This is a genomic window from Streptomyces sp. NPDC051578, from assembly GCF_044454045.1.
GTDB lineage: Bacteria > Actinomycetota > Actinomycetes > Streptomycetales > Streptomycetaceae > Streptomyces.
The window spans coordinates 425144-440994 of sequence record NZ_JBITDH010000001.1 but is presented as its reverse complement, the minus strand read 5'-3'; the positions used below and the strand labels follow the sequence as shown (position 1 = coordinate 440994).

The window sequence follows — 15851 nt, the reverse complement described above, 5'->3', positions numbered from 1 at the left end:
CGGCCCGCCCGGGGCTGGTGGGCGGCGCGGCGCCCGCGCCGGGCCGGCGCCCCCCCGCCGCCCCCCGGGGGGGGGGGGCCGGGGGGGGGGGGGGCGGCGGCCCCCCCCCCCCCCCCCACCTCAGGCCACGTCCAGGCGCCGCTCCAGAAGGATCACCCCGTACACCCGCCCGTCCGCGGCCTGCTTCGACGGGAACTCGCCGACGATGCGGTAGCCCGCGTCCCGGTAGTAGCCGAGCAGCCGCGGATTGGTCGAGACGCAGTCCAGGCGGGAACGCTCCCGCCCGGTCCGGGCGATCCGCCACTCGGCGTGTTCGAGCATGCGCCGGCCGGCGCCCGGGGGCGCGGCCTCGCGCTCCACCATCAGCCGGTGCACGTAACCGGCCACGGGCGGCTGCACGCCCCAGGCCTCTTCGTCGGACCACCACAGCTCGTACCCGCCGACGACCCGGCCGTCGGCGTCCTCGGCCAGCCACACCTCACCGTCGCGCATGCGCGCGCGGAAGTGCGCCACGTCCTTCTCGCCGGGCTTCCACTGGTCGATCCCGTTCTTGCGCATCCACCGGGCGGCCTGGTCGTACAGCTTCACCAGCGTGCCGGCGTCCTTCTCCCCGGCCTGCCGGAACAACATCCCGTCGTCAATGATCACGCGGGCATTATCACGCGGCGCCCGCGCCGCGTCATGATCACCGGGTGCCCGGCACCAGCGCCGCCAGCCGCCCCACGAGCACCCCGAACGGCCCGTCGGCCGGTTCCGAGGACAGGATGCGCACCAGGATCTGTGCCATCTCCTCGTCGTAGGCGGCGCTCACGGCGGCCAACGCCGCGAAGTCGTGCACCAGTTGCAGTTCCAGCTCGGAGCGCGGGATGCGCCGCCCGTCCAGCCAGATCAGCGCCGTGGACTCGGCCAGGGACACCCACGACCGCACGACGAGCTCCAGCCTCGCGGGCGGGGAGTCGGGCGGGACGCCCAGGTGCTTGAGGATCTCCTCGTACGCGGCCTGCCGCACCTCGTCGATCATCGCGTTCGCGCGGCTGCTGCCGACGGCCGGACCGCCCCGCATCAGCGCCGAGAACCCGGGCCCGTGGTCGTCGACGAACGCGAAGAACCGCCCCATCACCCGCAGCAGCCGCCCCCCGAGCGGCCCCTCCTGCGGCTCCACGAACCGCAGCGCGAGTTCGTCGGCCGCCCGGCGCAGCGCCGCCTCGTACAGGCTCAGCTTGCCGGGAAAGTAGTGGTAGACGAGCGGCCGCGATATGCCCGCGGCCGCCGCGATCTCATCGATCGACACATCGTCGGGAGACCGGTGGCTGAACAGCTCCAGGGCCACCCCGATCAGCTGCTGCCGCCGCTCCTCGACACCCATCCTGCGCCGCACCCCGGTTGTCATGCGGACACCCTACTTCCACTCCGCGGGGCGTCCGGCGGGGTGTTCGCGCCGCTACAAGTCCAGGACCAGGCGCGCCGATACGGCGCGGGAGACGCACAGCAGCATCGAGTCCTCGCGTTCGGCGTCGGCGAGGAGGTCGTCGCGGTGGTCCACCTCCCCCTCCAGCACCCGGTGCCGGCAGGTCCCGCAGAAGCCCTGCCCGCAGGAGTACGGGGTGGCGGGCACGGCGCGGCGCACCGCCGCCAGGGCGCTCTCGTCCGCGGCGACCTCGACGGCACCGCCGGAGCGGCGCAGTTCGATCGTGAAGGCCCTCTCCCCGCCCCCGGGTGCCGAGGGGGTGAAGCGTTCCAGGTGCACCGCCGAGGGGTCCGGCGCGGCGGCCAGCACCGCGTCCATCAGCGGCTCCGGGCCGCAGCAGTAGACCGGGACGCCGGCGGCCGCGGCGAGCGGGCCCAGGTCCGGCAGGCCGGCCTCGTCCTCGGGGACGAGCGTGACCCGGTCCCCGTACGCGTCGAGTTCCGCGAGGAACGGCATCGAGGCGCGGGAACGGCCGCCGTAGAGCAGCGTCCAGTCGGCCCCCGCCGCGGTGGCCGCCCGCAGCATCGGCAGGATCGGGGTGATACCGATCCCGCCCGCCACGAACACGTACGCCGGGGCGGCCACGAGCGGGAACCTGTTGCGGGGCGCACGCACCCGCAGCACGGCGCCTTCCACCAGCCGGTCGTGCGCCTCGCCGGAACCGCCCCGACCGTCCTCGACACGCCGGATCGCGATCGTGTAGCGGCCGGTGTCCGCGGGGTCGCCGCACAGGCTGTACTGGCGCACCAGCCCCGAGGGCAGTACGACGTCCACGTGCGCCCCGGGGGTCCAGGCGGGCAGCTCCGGCGACTCCAGGGTCAGTTGGACGACGCCCTCGGCGGGCTCGCTCCGCGCGACGACCGTGGTCCGCAGCAGCCTGCGCGGGGAGTGGCCCGACACCGGTTCCTCCAGGGCCGGCAGCGGCCACAGGGGGGAGCGCCGGATGCGGCGGCGCAGGGCGCGCCGGGTGAGGAGCGCCGCGCCCGCGGCGGCCGTGAGCGTCAGGGCGCGCCTCATGCCGGCACCCCGTGGTCCGCCGCCTGCGCACCGGTCCCGCCGCCCGCGCCCCCGCCCGCGCCGGCGTCCGCACCGGTCCCGCCGCCCGCGCCGGGCGACGTGGCGAGGTAGGCCACGGCCTGGGCCGTCGAGCCCTCCTGCGAGGGGTGGTAGGTGCGGGAGAGGTAGGTCGGGATGGACCTCAGCATCGAGCCCGCCGAAGGGAGCACGCCCTGCCGGCCGGCCCGGAACAGCTGGCCCAGCGAGGCCTTGGCGGCCGGGAGTTCGGGGTCGTTCTCCACGAAGAAGCGGGTACCGCGCTGCCACAGGAACGTCAGGGCCGCGAAGGCCGTCGCCCAGGTCCGCACCCGTCGCCGGTAGCCGCCGTCGACGTGCATGAACAGGTCGAAGGCCACCGAGCGGTGCTCGACCTCCTCCGCCCCGTGCCAGCGCAGCAGGTCCAGCATCATCGGATCGGCGCCCCGGCGGTCGAGTTCGTCGGCGTTCAGGACCCAGTCGCCGAGGAACGCCGTGTAGTGCTCGACCGCCGCGATGATCGCGACCCGCTCCATCAGCCACCACTTCCGGGCCCGGCCCGGGGGCAAAGTCCGGTCGCCGAGCAGCTTCTCGAAGAACCAGTCGACCTGCGCCGTGTACGGGGTCGGGTCCAGGCCGAGCCGTTTCAGGTGCGGCAGCACGTCGTCGTGTGCGGCGGCGTGCATGGCCTCCTGGCCGATGAAGCCGACGACGTCCGCCCGCAGCCGCTCGTCCGTGATGTACGGGAGCACCTGCTTGTAGACGTGGACGAACCAGCGCTCCCCGGCGGGCAGCAGCAGGTGCAGGACGTTGATGGTGTGCCCGGCGAACGGGTCGCCGGGCAGCCAGTGCAGCGGGGTGTCCTCCCAGGAGAAGGACACGTTCCGCGGCTGGAGGCCCATGTGGTCGTACAAGCCTATGTGTTCCGACGCCACGGGGGCGGGAGCGTGCGGCGTATTAGACATGCTGTCAATGTACTGAGGGGTAGCGGGGAGCAGAACCCCTGTGCGGCGGGATTTTCCACCCCGCCCCCGCCCCCGCCGTGCCCGCGTCCGCTGCGGTCAGCGCAGGGCTTCCGCCTTCGAGCCGTCCGTCAGCCTGCCCGAGAGGTCGACCTGTGTGCCCTGCGTCGCCTTCAGCGCGAGGCGGTTCCCGTTCACGCTGCCGCTCACTCCGCCGCCCGACGCCGTGACGGAGCCGAACTGCGCGCTGCCCGCGGCCAGTACGTACCACTGGCCCGCCTTCGACTTCCACAGCACGCCCGCCAGCACCCGGGGCTCCCGGGGGCCGCACGCAGGGGAGCCCTCCGCCTTGGCCGCCTGCGCCGCGAGCGGCGCCCCCGGAGCCAGGAACTGGGCCTGGACCCGGTCCGCGGTGCCCTGCCAGGTCTCCGCCCGGCTGCACAGCCAGGTCGCCGTCCCGTCCCCCTCGGGCAGCGGCTGCTTCGCGTACGTCCAGGCGTTGACGCTGCGCACCCCGTGCGAGCGGACCGACGGCAGCAGGCACGCCGTCCGGGACCACTCGCCCAGCTCGGCCGGCTCGGTCACGTCCCGCTCCGCGCCCGGCGCGCCCGAGGTCAGCCGGGCCGGGGTCAGTTCACCCAGGTCCGTCACCAGCCGGGTCGCGCCGTCGCCGGTCAGGGCCAGCGCGTTCCAGCTCGTACAGCTGCCCGCCGGGGCGGGGCCGGGCACCGGCGGCGTCATCCCGTCGGGGGTCAGCTTGAGCACCGAGGGGGACTCGCCCGGCTTGAGCAGGTCCCGCAGCGAGGCGCCGAGCACCCAGGGGGCGGTCAGGTAGCGGACGTTGCCGTCTACGCGGCTGAGCACCAGAGCGGTCGCGGTGTCCGCCGACGCCCCGTCCGTACGGGCGAAGTCGAGGGCGGCTCCGGCGGTCCCGCTGCGCGGCTCCGCGTACCGCACCACGCGCAGCCCGTCGTACAGCAGGACCACCACCGCCTGGTCCACGGCCCCCGCGAAGAGCAGCTGCGGCGGGCCCATCGGCGGCCCCGACGGCGTGCCCGGGGTGGCCGAGACCACCACCGAGCGGCCGGGGCGGGCCCACACCGCGAGCGCCCGGCGCAACAGCGCGGTGTCACCGGAGCGGTCGCCGCGGGCCGGCCAGGCGGAGAAGTCCGTACGGGAGGAGGTGTGCCAGAGCGTCGGCGCGACCCGGACCAGCTGGCCGGGGTCCAGCGCCTGCTCCGCCACGGTGTTCTTCGCGTAGAGCGGGGCGGCGGGCCCGTCCGAGCCCCAGCCGCCGCCCGGCAGCGCCAGTAGCGCGCCGCACACCGCGAGGGCGGCCGCCGCGGCGATCCCGGCCCGCGTGAACCGGCGGCGCCGCAACAGGTCGGTCGGCCGGGCCTGGAGCACGCACGGGTCGAACTCCGGCGAGGCGAAGAGGGCGTCGTGCGCCGGGTCCCCGGACTCCGCGACCGCACCCGTCGGGTTGGCCACCCCGGCGTCCGCGAGCACCCTCAGGACGTCCGGCTCCGCCAGCCCCTCCAGCGCCCGCAGCACGCAGGCCGCGCGCCCGGGACCGCTCAGGGTGGTCAGCCACTGGTCCAGCGCCAGCTCCTCGGCCCCGCCCGAGCGCGGGAACAGCCGCAGCCCCCACACCTGGGGGAGCACCCGGGGCAACTGCCCCCGCAGCGGGAGCGCCCGGAAGGTGAACGGCACACCCGCCTCCAGGGCGGAGCGCAACACGCGCAGCCGCACGTACGGGTACCCCGACTCGGCGCCGTCCAGGCCGCCCCGCTGCGCCGGGACCCCGCCGCGCACGGCGGAGGCGTCACCGCCGCGCCGGCCGCGCGGCAGCGCGCGCTGGGTCAGCGAATGGGCGGTGAGGACCCGCCGGTTGCGCCCGAGCGAGGGCGGCAGCACCAGGTAGGCGAGCCGCACCAGCCGGGGGTAGTGCTCGACGATGGCGGCCTCGGCCTGCTCCAGGCCGGGCGTCAGGGGAGGCTGGGGGCGGGTGGCGGTATCCGGCGCAGTCACGTTCAGCAGAACGAGCGAATCGTCGGATGGTCACCCGCTTCCGGCGCACCCGTTCGAGCGGTTCCGCGCCGCGGGCGGTGACCGGCCGGCCGGGTGACGGCCGCCGGGTGGCCCGGGGGCCGCGCGCCCGTCGGCGATCAGGCGATCAGACGGGCCCGCAGCGCGTCCACGGTCCCGTCGGGAACGCCGAGGCCCTCCCGTACGTACTTCTCCATGGAGCCGTAGCGGGCGGCCACCTCCTCCAGCGCCGTCTCCAGGTACGAGGGGAACACCCCGATCAGCGCCAGTGCGATCTCCGGATCGCCGCCGGCCACCGTGAAGCCTTCGATCATCGGCGCGAACGCCCGCTTGACCGCAGGGTTCACCGACAGGTACTCGTCCATCAGGGTGGCGTCGTCCGCGCCGAGCAGTGACAGGATGACCGTCGCACCCCACCCCGTACGGTCCTTGCCGGCCGTGCAGTGGAACAGCAGCGGCCCCGCCTGCGGATCGGCCGCCTCGGTGAGCAGCAACCGGTAGGCGCTCTGCGCGGAGGCCGAGTTCACGAAGGACCGGTAGACCTCCCCGAAGACGACCTGTGCCTTGCCCCCGCCCAGGTGCTCCTCGGCCACCACGGGGTCCGCCATCAGGTCCTTGAGCTGCGCGGCCGGGGGCATCTTCCCTATCCCCGCGTGCATCTTGTCCGCCAGCACATCACTGACCAGCAGCCGCGCGCCCGCCGGCAGCCGGTCCGGGTGGTCGGCGCGCTCGGCGTCGCTGCGGAAGTCGATGACCGTACGGATCCCCAGCGCGGCCACCGCCGGGTCGGCGTCCAGGTCGAGCCGGTCGAGCGCACCGGAGCGCAGGACCAGCCCCGGGCGGACGGTGCGGCCGCCCGCGAGCGGGGTGCCGCCGAGGTCGCGGAGGTTCGCGACGGTGGTGGACGGGGTGGCGGTCATCGGGTGGCTCCAGTCTCCGGCGGCGGGGAGGAGAAGGCGGTGGCGTCGGGGCGGGGGTCGGTTACTCGTGTCATGCGGGATGTTCGAGACCGATTTTCTGATGATTCGTTCCGGAAAGACAATCGACGGCGAGCGAGAGGCCGATGCCGAGCCCGAGGGCGACCAGGTGCCCGGCGTCGGTGAAGGTGCGTCCGCGCCTGACCACCGGCCGCGCGACGAGGGCCAGCAACCCCGCCCGGGCGGCGGACCGGACGCGCCCGCGCGGCAGCGCCGAGGTGAGTGCCCCGAGCACGGCGCCCAGCCCGTAGCTGGTGCCGACGTCCACGGCGCGCCGGGTCCCGCGGTCCGCCCCGCCCCGCAGTGCGCCGTAAACGAGCAAGGTCGCCGCCGCGTGCCCGAACAGGAACACCGCGGCCGTCCACCAGGCGCCGTACGCGTACTCGGCGTACCCGAGCACGGCGACCAGCAGCAGGGCGTAGGGCAGCGGCATGGGCTCCTCGACGGTGAGGGCACTGCTCAGCAGGGTCCCCCAGCGGCCCGCGTCCAGGTTGTCGACGTTCGTCGAGCAGCGGCGCAGCAGCCGGTCCCGCTTCTCGGGGTCGAGCCGCTCCAGCGCGTGGGCCCCCAGCTGGACCCCGGCGGCGTAGACCACGCCGAGCGGCACCGGCCACGAGGAGGGCGACCGTGTCGACTTCGGCCGTGTCGACGTCGACGGGGACGGGGACGGAGACGTCGACGGGGACGGAGACGGCGACGACCTCGGCCACGGCGGCTGTTTCACCCGTCCATGATCGGACACGGCCTCCTCGCGGAGGGCGGCGGGGTCCGTGGGAACATGACCCGGACATGTCTGACTCCCGCGCGCCGCTGCGTGCCCTGCGGGCCGCGATGTTCGCGGCGGTATGCGTCGCCCTGGCCGCGGTGGGGCATTCGTACATGTCCGGGACGGATGTTCCCATTACAGGGCTTCTGGGGTCGTTCGGGGCGATCGGCGTCCTCGCCCGGCTCGCCGCCGGGCGCCGAAGGGGCCCGTGCGCGATCACCGCCGCGCTGCTCGGCGCGCAGGGTGTGCTGCACCTGGCCTTCACCGCGAGCCAGGCGGGCGGACCGGGTTCCGCCCCGGCCGCGGCACCCGCGCACCACCACATGCCCGGCATGGACCACATGCCCGGCATGGACATGAGCGCCATGGGCGCCGACGCCACCGCCATGGCGGGGATGCCCGCAATGGCGGGGATGCCCGGCATGGAGGGGCACGGCCACGGCGGCCTCGGCATGATCGCCGCCCACGTCCTGGCAGCGGTGTTCTGCGCGGCCTGGCTGGCCTGTGGCGAGGCGGCCGTCTTCCGGCTCGCCGCAGCCCTCGGAGCCACCGCGCTCGTCGCGGCCCGGCCGCTGGCCCGCGCGTGGGTACTCCTGCGGACCCGGGTGGTCCCCGTACCGGCTCCGCCGGCGTCCTGGGCCCCGTACGAACGACCGCGCCGACTGCGCGGTGCCGTGCCCGCCCACACCGCGGTCCGGCGCGGGCCCCCTGTCCGACGGGACACCCGAGCCACGGCCCCCGGCCTGCCCGCCACCGCCTGAACGACGCGTGCGGCGAGGCCAGGGGCCGGTCCCCCATGCCTCCGCCGAATCTCAGGACACCCATGTCTCTCGACGAGTTCCAGGCCGACCCCTCACGGGCGGCCGAAGCACCTTCCGACCCGACCGCCGACGCATCGGCGCCCCCCACCCCGGGAGCCTGGGCCGCGCTGCGGCCGCTGCTCCTGCGGATGCACTTCTACGCCGGGCTGCTCATAGCCCCGCTGCTGTTCGTCGCCGCCGCCACCGGGCTGCTGTACGCCGGCTCCTGGCAGGCCGAGAAGATCCTCTACGCGGACGAGCTGACCGTCGCCCGCGTCGGCGACCACACGCTCTCCCTCGGCGACCAGGTCCAGGCGGCCAGGTCGGCCGCGCCGCAGGGCGAGGTCGTGGCCGTCTGGCCCGCGCCCGACGCCGAGGCGACCACCCGGGTGATCATGGAGGCCCCGGGCCTCGCGGAGGACGAGAACCTGACCGTCTTCGTCGACCCCTACACGGCGGACGTACGCGGGCAGCTCACCACCGCCGGCGACGCACTGCCGCTGCGCGCCTGGCTGAGCGGGCTCCACGCCGACCTGCGGCTCGGCGCGTTCGGCCGCAACTACAGTGAACTCGCCGCCAGCTGGCTGTGGGTGGTCGCGCTGGGCGGGCTCGCCCTGTGGATCGGCCGCCGCCGCGGCCGCAGGGCCCGTCTGGTCCTGCCCGACCGCTCGGCGACCGGCCGTCGACGGACCCTGTCCTGGCACGGGACGGTGGGCCTGTGGGCCGCCGCCGGACTCGTCGCCCTCTCCGCCACCGGCCTGACCTGGTCGAAGTACGCCGGTGAGAACATCGGGCGGCTCCAGGACGGCCTCGGCGGCGCCACCCCGTCCGTCTCCGCCGTCCTGTCCGGGAGCGCCGGCGCGGACGGCGGGGACGAGCACGCGGGGCATCTCATGCCCGAGGGCATGGAGATGCCCCCGCCGGCGCCCACCGCGGACGTCGGCATCGACCGTGCCGTGGCCGCGGCCCGGGCGGCCGGCGTCACCGAGTCGCTGCGCGTGACGCTGCCCGCCAAGGGCAAGGGCTACGTCATCAAGGAGGCGGACAAGCAGGTGCCCGTGCACCTGGACTCCGTCGCCGTCGACCCGGCCGACGGCAAGGTCATCGACGCACTGCGTTTCGACGACTACCCGTTGCTCGCCCAGCTGACCCGCTTCGGCATCGACCTGCACATGGGTCTGACGTTCGGCATCGTCAACCAGCTGGCACTGGCGGCGCTGGCCGTGGCGGTGATGTTCCTCGTCTTCTGGGGCTACCGGATGTGGTGGCTGCGCCGGCCCACCAAGGAGCGCAGGCTCTCCGCGGGCCGGGCCCACCCGCGCGGGGCGTGGCGCAAGTTGCCCGTGACGCTGCTGCTTCCGCTCGCCGCGGTGACGGCGGTGGTGGGCTGGTTCGTGCCGATGCTGGGCATCAGCCTGCTCGCGTTCCTGGCGGTCGACGTCCTGCTCGGCTTCGTCGCCCGCCGCCGCGCGGCGGCCCGGTAGCCCAGGGGACGGCCCCGTAGTCCACGGGGCGGGCCGGCAGTCCACGGGGTGGGCCCGTAGTCCACGGGGGTGGGCCCCGTCAGTCCGCGAGGTGGGCCCGTACGCGCCTCCTCGCGCGCACGGGCCCGCCCCTGCCGGCCTGTCGGTCCGCCGGTTCAGGGGGCGTACTTGTAGCCCACCCGGCGCACCGTCCGGATCGCGTCGCGGTGGGCGGCGCCCAGCTTGCGGCGCAGGCGGGCGATGTGGACGTCGACCGTCCGGCCGTCGCCGACGTGGCCGTAGCCCCACACCGTGGTGACCAGCTGGTCCCGGCTGTGCACCCGGTGCGGGTGCGCCACCAGGTGGGCCAGCAGCTCGAACTCCAGGTACGTCAGGTCCAGTACCCGGCCGTCGACCTCGGCGGTGCGCTGCGCCGAGTCGATCCGTACGAGGGCGTCGCCGGTGATGTCCGGCGCCGCGGCGGTCTTCGCCGGGGCGGGAACGGAATGCGGCGCGAAGGCGATCGGCGGCTGCTGGTCGGCCGGTACGAGGACCAGGTAGCCGACCATCGGCGGGTTTCCGGGCAGCGCCGGCAGCGTGTGCTGGGGCGCGGGCAGCCAGGTGGCGCCGGGCGGGAGGAGGTCCGCCACCCGGACCGCCTCGTCCCGGTCCACGGCACGCAGCCGGTGGCGCGGACTGGGCGGGCGGGTCAGGGCGGCGGAGGAGGTCGCAGCGGAGGCGGCAGAAGCGATGGAGCGGGTGTTCGCCATGAGTGGTCAGCTCTTTCACGCGGAGTGGTCGGCAGGAGACGTACGTACGTGGTCGTCCGTCGTCGTTGTCGTACCGCGCAGACCGAAGGCCTCGGGGAGGTCCGGTGGTCGGGTCCCGGGGGCTTTAGAGGGCCGGCGCGTTCTCCGCGCGGCAACACACCCGATCGAAATCGTGGTCCTGACGGGACGGCCAGAACGGCTCCAGGTCGCTGCGACCTGACGAGGTGTGCGAGTGGCTGGCCATGAGCGCCATTCAAGCAGACGTCCGGGGCCCGGGGCAGAGTGCGTCTCACTTCGTGGAGCGGTATCTCATATTCCGCCGCCATAGCCCTACGAGACTGCAACAAACCCGACAAAGGACCGGCCTCCGAACCCGGCCGGGCGGCCTGGTTCCCCTACCCCGTACCGCATGCTGGGCAGATCCGTCCCGGCCGTTGACGACGGCGCCCGCCGGACCGGGTGCGGTCGGCGGGCGCTGTGGCGTTCGGGCGGCGGTCAGACGAGGCCGTCCTTCTCCAGTCCGGTGCAGCAGGTGTCGGTGATCAGGCGGGTCACCACGTACGGGTCCACGTTCGCGTTCGGGCGGCGGTCCTCGATGTACCCCTTGCCGTCCCTCTCCACCTGCCACGGGATGCGGACCGAGGCGCCGCGGTCGGAGACCCCGTAGCTGAACTCGTTCCAGGGGGCGGTCTCGTGCAGACCCGTCAGGCGCTCGTCGATCCCGGCGCCGTAGTTCTTCACGTGGTCCATCGGCTTCGACCCCTCGCCCAGGGCCTCGCACGCCGAGATGATCGCGCGGTAGTCCTCGCGCATCGCCCTCGTGGAGAAGTTGGTGTGCGCGCCCGCGCCGTTCCAGTCGCCCTTGACCGGCTTCGGGTTCAGCGTCGCCGAGACGTTGAACTCCTCGGCCGTGCGGTACAGCAGCCAGCGGGCGATCCACAGCTGGTCGGACACCTCCAGCGGGCCGACCGGGCCGACCTGGAACTCCCACTGGCCCGGCATGACCTCCGCGTTGATGCCGGAGATGCTCAGACCTGCCGCCAGGCAGTGGTCGAGGTGCTTCTCGACGATCTCGCGCCCGAAGATCTCGTCCGAGCCGACGCCGCAGTAGTAGCCGCCCTGCGCGGCCGGGAAGCCGTTCACCGGGAAGCCGAGCGGGCGGGTGCCGTCGAAGAAGGTGTACTCCTGCTCGATGCCGAAGACCGGCTCCTGCCCGGCGAACCGCTCCGCGACCGGGCGCAGCAGGGCGCGGGTGTTCGACTCGTGCGGGGTCATGTCGATGTTCAGGACCTCGCACAGGACGAGGACGTTGCTCCCGCCGCGGATCGGGTCCGGGCAGGAGAAGACCGGCTGCAGCACGCGGTCGGAGGCGTGCCCCTCGGCCTGGTTGGTGCTCGAACCGTCGAAGCCCCACACCGGCAGCGCGTCGCCGTCGGCGAGGATCCTCGTCTTGGAGCGCAGCTTCGCCGTCGGCTCGGTGCCGTCGATCCAGATGTACTCAGCCTTGTAGCTCACGGGCCCCATCCTTCGGTACGTCGCTCCGGCGCAGACCCCGTCTGAACCGCCCTGCTCATCGCAGCGTGCCCCGTGGCGATTTCTCATCCGTTGCCCGTGTGTGAACCCCGTGTTACCGAGGTTCACACCGCAGGTGGGGGTGGCTGTGCGGGTCGAGGAGGGCACACCCGTTCGGGTGGGGCAGACTGGGCGGGTGAGCGTTTCGTACGATTTGAACTCCTCCGCCGACCCCGCCCCGCCGGCCGGTGGCGGCCCCCGCCCCCGGGTCGGCCTGCTCGGTACCGGTCCCTGGGCGCACCGCACCCACGCCCCGGCCCTCGCCGCGCACGCCGGGGCAGAGTTCGCCGGGGTGTGGGGCCGGCGCCCCGAAGCGGCGGCCGAGCTGGCGCGCGCGCACGGCGTGAAGGTGTACGAAGACCCCGACGCGCTGTTCGCGGACTGTGACGCCGTGGCCTTCGCCCTGCCGCCGGACGTGCAGGCGCCGCTGGCCGTGCGGGCGGCCGGAGCGGGATGCCACCTGCTGCTCGACAAGCCCGTCGCGACGACCGTGGAGGAGGCCCGCGCCGTCGCGGACGCCGCCGCCCGCAGCGGTGTGGCCTCCGTCGTCTTCCTCACCCTGCGCTTCGCGGAGCCGACCGCGACCTGGGTCGAGGAGCAGGCCGGGCGCAGCGGCTGGTTCACCGCCTCCGCCCACTGGCTCGGCGCGGTCTTCCCGCCCGACGGCGAGCCCAGCCCGTACGCCGACTCGCCTTGGCGCAAGGCCAAGGGCGGCCTGTGGGACGTCGGGCCGCACGCCCTGTCCGTACTGATCCCGGTGCTCGGCGACGTCACCGCCGTCTCCGCCACCCGGGGGACCTCCGACGTGGTCCAACTCGCCCTGCGCCACACCTCGGGCGCGGTCAGCACCGCCGTGCTCAGCCTGGGCGCGCCGCCCGCCGCGGCGGGGGTCGGCCTTGAGCTGCGCGGCACCGCGGGCGTCTTCGGCCTGCCCGACTGGAGCGACGTACCCGGCGCCTACGGCCGGGCGCTGGACGCGCTGCTCACCTCGGCCCGGACGAAGGTGCCGGATCCGCGGGACGCGGCGTTCGGGGCCAGGCTGACGGAGATCCTGGCGGAGGCGGAGCGCCTGGCGGCGGGGACCGCCTGACGGGCCGGCGTCCGTGCGGGGCCGCTGCCCGTGACGGCGGCGGTCCGTGGGCGCGGCTACTTGATGAGGGCGTTGGCCACGATGACCACCACCCCGATCCCGGCGTCCGCCAGCCCGATGAGCAGCGCGGAGCTCAGCCGGTAGCCGACCCGCACGGCCGCGAGGGTGCCCCAGCCGAACAGCAGCGCGGTGTTCAGGGCGAGCGCGACACCGGTGACCCCGTTCTCGGGCCACCCCGTGAGCCCCGCGAGCAGCAGGAGTACCACGCTGGGCAGGGTGGCCGCCACCATGGGCCACTCCTGCCACATGGCGCGCCCGAGCCCCCGCCACCGGTGGCCGGGCGAGCCGGGCTGATGGGTGGTCATGTGATGGGCGTAGCCGTGCGCGAGCCCCGCCGTGACGGCGGTGATCAGGACCCAGGTGGCGTCGTAGTACGGCGTGTACTGCTCACCCGTCCGCTCCAGCGCCGCCATCAGCCCACTGGCGAGCACGGTCCCGTACACCCCGCTGAACCGCCAGCCTGCGTGCCGGCGGGGCGGGGGGAGCGGCAGTGAGCGTTCCTGCGGTGATGCGGTCACAGTGGTCCTTTATGGCGTATTGGGGTGGTGTGTACTCCTTTGTCGTGATCCAGGGTAGGGGGTCGCGGATGGGCCCCGGGTAAGCGCCTGCTTTCGGTAGACCCCCGGCGGCGACCCGAAGTGCCGTTTGAAGGCCTTGGCGAAGGCGAACTCCGACGTGTAGCCCGTGTGCTGCGCGATCGTGCTCAGCGGGGCCGGCGAGCGGTGCAGCAACCGCGCCGCGGTCGCCATCCGCCAGTTGGTCAGATAGGTCAACGGCGGCTCGCCGACCACCGTGGCGAAGCGGCGGGCGAACGCCGCGCGGGACAGCCCGGCGCGGGAGCCCAGCGACTCCACGGTCCAGGGGTGGCCGGGATCGTCGTGGATCGCCCGCAGGGCCGGGGCGACCGCCGGGTCGGTCAGCGCGGCCGCCCACCCCCGGGTCCGCTCCTTCGGCAGTTCGGCGTACCACGACCGGAGGATGTACAGCAGCAGCAGATCGACGAGCGCCGTGACGACCGCGTCCGAGCCCGGTTGCGGGGCGTGGAACTCGGCGCAGAGCTGATCGACCGCCGAGCGCAGTACCGGGTGGCGGCCGGGCACCGCGGGGAGGTGGACGACCTCCGGAAGATCGCTGAACAGCGGGTGCGGGCGGTCGACGTCGATGGCGTACGCGCCGCACACCAGCACCGTGTGCGGCCCCGGTCCGCCCACGGCGACCCGGCCGATGGGCGAGGAGCGGTCCACGCGGTCCGGTACGAAGTCCACCGGATCGCGGTCGGGCGCGTCGCACAGGACGTGTCCGCTGCCGCGCCGCAGGAACACGATGTCGCCGGGTCCGAGCGCGATCGGCCGGCCGTGCGGTGGCAGCAGGTGGCAGTGCCCTTCCACGACCACATGGAATCCGGCGCCTGAGACGGGCCGGAACCTCAGGGCCCAGGGGGCGTGCGCGTCGGTGCGGGTCACCATCGGGCGTCCCGTGCGCAGGACTTCGAGGGTGTCGCTCAGGATGTCCATGGCGCCACTCTATTGCCTTGGCGGCAAGACGATATGACAGGGAATCGAGATCTTGGGTTATTCATCGTCTCGATGCGGAGGCGTACGTTGCTGACCATGGGCGGCTGCCTCACCGCGCGCCGCATCGACGAAGGAACGAGTTGCATGTATCTGGCCGGCAAGAAGATCGTGATCATCGGCGGAAGCTCCGGCATCGGCTTCGCCGTAGCCCGACAGGCCGTGGCGGCCGGCGCGCACGTCGTGGTCGCCTCCAGCAATCAGGACCGCGTGGACGCCGCGACGAAGCGGTTGGGTGAGCCGGCCGAAGGCCGCCGCCTGGACGTCGCCGACGGCGACGCCATCGCCGCGTTCTTCGAGCAGACCGGGGAGTTCGACCACCTCGTCTACACCGCGGGCGAATCCCTGCTGATCAAGCCGTTGGCCGACACCACCCCGCGGGAGGCCAGAACCGTCTTCGAGCGCCGGTTCTGGGGCGCGTTCCTCTCCGCCAAGTACGCCGCACCACGCCTGCGCGACGGCGGCTCGATCACCTTCAGCTCCGGCGTCCTCGCGACCCGGCCCCTGTCCGGAACCGCGCTCACGGCGGGCATCACCGGCGGCATCGAGGCCCTGTCCCGGGCACTCGCCGTCGAACTCGCCCCCCTGCGCGTCAACGTGATCCAGCCCGGTGTGATCCGCACCGAGCTGTGGGACGGCAGTGTCCCGGACCCGGAGGCATTCCTCCGGGACGCCGGGTCCGAGCTGCTTACGCGGCGGGTCGGCACGGCCGAGGAAGCCGCGGCGGCCTACCTCTTCGTCGTGGCCAACGCCTACGTCACCGGCACCACGCTCGCGGTGGACGGCGGCGCGGCACTGGTGTGACACCTGTGACGCGGGCGCCGGAGGAGCGTCAGCGGCGGGAGAGGGCGTCGCGGACCGCTTCCTCCGAACGGGCCACCACGGCGGTGCCGTCCTCGGCGGTGATGATGGGGCGCTGGATCAGCTTCGGGTGCGCCGACAGGTGGGCGATCCAGCGCGAGCGCGCCTCCTCGGTCTCCTCGCGCGGCAGTTCCCGTACGCCGGTCTCCTTCGCCAGCGGATCCGAGGTGCGGGTGATGTCCCAGGGCTCCAGGCCGAGACGGTCCAGCACCTCGCGGATCTCGGCCTCGGACGGTACGTCTTCCAGGTAGCGGCGCACCGTGTACTCGGCGCCCTCCGCGTCCAGCAGGGTCAGCGCACTGCGGCACTTCGAACAGGCGGGGTTGATCCAGATCTCCATGTCCCCCAGCGTAGCCAGGCGCCGTCTGGCCTGGGGCGATTGTCAGTGGCCCCCACTAAAATCGAAGGAG

At 74.0% G+C, this 15851-nt stretch carries 16 protein-coding genes; 4 read left to right on the top strand and 12 right to left on the bottom strand.

Annotation, left to right across the window (positions count from 1 at the left end; genetic code table 11):
* Positions 1-120 precede the first annotated feature (120 nt).
* The 7 genes from ACIA6C_RS02015 to ACIA6C_RS01985 all read right to left on the bottom strand — a co-directional run bounded on the left by ACIA6C_RS02015 (position 121) and on the right by ACIA6C_RS01985 (position 7095).
* Positions 121-648 carry a GNAT family N-acetyltransferase gene (locus tag ACIA6C_RS02015; RefSeq protein ID WP_361136275.1) on the bottom strand — a complete coding sequence of 176 codons (528 nt, stop codon included), beginning with the start codon at positions 646-648 and terminating at the stop codon, positions 121-123.
* Between the two features lie 37 nt (positions 649-685).
* Positions 686-1390 carry a TetR/AcrR family transcriptional regulator gene (locus ACIA6C_RS02010; RefSeq protein WP_366082393.1) on the bottom strand — a complete coding sequence of 235 codons (705 nt, stop codon included), beginning with the start codon at positions 1388-1390 and terminating at the stop codon, positions 686-688.
* A gap of 51 nt (positions 1391-1441) precedes the next feature.
* Positions 1442-2485 carry a PDR/VanB family oxidoreductase gene (locus tag ACIA6C_RS02005; protein ID WP_399272239.1) on the bottom strand — a complete coding sequence of 348 codons (1044 nt, stop codon included), beginning with the start codon at positions 2483-2485 and terminating at the stop codon, positions 1442-1444.
* Positions 2482-3465 carry a metal-dependent hydrolase gene (locus tag ACIA6C_RS02000; RefSeq protein WP_399272237.1) on the bottom strand — a complete coding sequence of 328 codons (984 nt, stop codon included), beginning with the start codon at positions 3463-3465 and terminating at the stop codon, positions 2482-2484. The genes ACIA6C_RS02005 and ACIA6C_RS02000 overlap by 4 nt, the downstream gene beginning before the upstream one ends.
* Before the next feature lie 96 nt (positions 3466-3561).
* Positions 3562-5493, bottom strand: a complete 1932-nt coding sequence (locus tag ACIA6C_RS01995) for a hypothetical protein (protein WP_399272235.1) — start codon at positions 5491-5493, stop codon at positions 3562-3564.
* Between the two features lie 137 nt (positions 5494-5630).
* Positions 5631-6431, bottom strand: a complete 801-nt coding sequence (locus ACIA6C_RS01990; RefSeq protein ID WP_399272233.1) for a tyrosine-protein phosphatase — start codon at positions 6429-6431, stop codon at positions 5631-5633.
* Positions 6432-6501: 70 nt separating this feature from the next.
* Complete coding sequence (locus tag ACIA6C_RS01985) at positions 6502-7095, bottom strand: rhomboid-like protein (protein ID WP_399272231.1); 594 nt, start codon at positions 7093-7095, stop codon at positions 6502-6504.
* A 182-nt stretch (positions 7096-7277) separates the two neighbouring features.
* Between ACIA6C_RS01985 and ACIA6C_RS01980 the strand changes: the two genes are divergently transcribed.
* Positions 7278-8015, top strand: coding sequence for a hypothetical protein (locus ACIA6C_RS01980; protein WP_399272229.1), 738 nt, complete (start codon positions 7278-7280; stop codon positions 8013-8015).
* Between the two features lie 62 nt (positions 8016-8077).
* Positions 8078-9538, top strand: a complete 1461-nt coding sequence (locus ACIA6C_RS01975; RefSeq protein WP_399272227.1) for a PepSY-associated TM helix domain-containing protein — start codon at positions 8078-8080, stop codon at positions 9536-9538.
* A gap of 155 nt (positions 9539-9693) precedes the next feature.
* On the opposite strand, the gene ACIA6C_RS01970 is transcribed toward ACIA6C_RS01975, so the two are convergent.
* Together ACIA6C_RS01970 and glnII are read right to left on the bottom strand one after the other, a co-directional pair.
* Positions 9694-10287 (bottom strand): winged helix-turn-helix domain-containing protein, encoded by a 594-nt coding sequence (locus ACIA6C_RS01970; protein WP_361136259.1) that lies wholly within the window; start codon positions 10285-10287, stop codon positions 9694-9696.
* A 495-nt stretch (positions 10288-10782) separates the two neighbouring features.
* Entirely contained in the window at positions 10783-11802 is a 1020-nt protein-coding gene (gene glnII, locus ACIA6C_RS01965) for a glutamine synthetase (protein ID WP_399272225.1), read from the bottom strand.
* A 211-nt stretch (positions 11803-12013) separates the two neighbouring features.
* Here glnII and ACIA6C_RS01960 point away from each other — a divergent pair, with 211 nt between their 5' ends.
* A complete protein-coding gene (locus tag ACIA6C_RS01960; RefSeq protein ID WP_399274426.1) occupies positions 12014-12949 on the top strand; it encodes a Gfo/Idh/MocA family protein in 936 nt (311 codons plus the stop codon).
* Between the two features lie 56 nt (positions 12950-13005).
* Here ACIA6C_RS01960 and ACIA6C_RS01955 read toward each other — a convergent pair whose 3' ends face one another.
* Positions 13006-13527, bottom strand: coding sequence for a hypothetical protein (locus tag ACIA6C_RS01955; RefSeq protein WP_399272223.1), 522 nt, complete (start codon positions 13525-13527; stop codon positions 13006-13008).
* A gap of 9 nt (positions 13528-13536) precedes the next feature.
* Positions 13537-14523, bottom strand: coding sequence for an AraC family transcriptional regulator (locus tag ACIA6C_RS01950; protein WP_399272221.1), 987 nt, complete (start codon positions 14521-14523; stop codon positions 13537-13539).
* Between the two features lie 72 nt (positions 14524-14595).
* Here ACIA6C_RS01950 and ACIA6C_RS01945 point away from each other — a divergent pair, with 72 nt between their 5' ends.
* Positions 14596-15384: an SDR family oxidoreductase gene (locus tag ACIA6C_RS01945; protein ID WP_399272219.1), complete on the top strand. Its 789-nt coding sequence runs from the start codon at positions 14596-14598 to the stop codon at positions 15382-15384.
* Between the two features lie 28 nt (positions 15385-15412).
* Here the strand turns inward: ACIA6C_RS01945 and ACIA6C_RS01940 are convergent, their stop codons facing one another.
* Entirely contained in the window at positions 15413-15781 is a 369-nt protein-coding gene (locus ACIA6C_RS01940; protein ID WP_329194733.1) for an ArsC/Spx/MgsR family protein, read from the bottom strand.
* Positions 15782-15851: the final 70 nt, after the last annotated feature.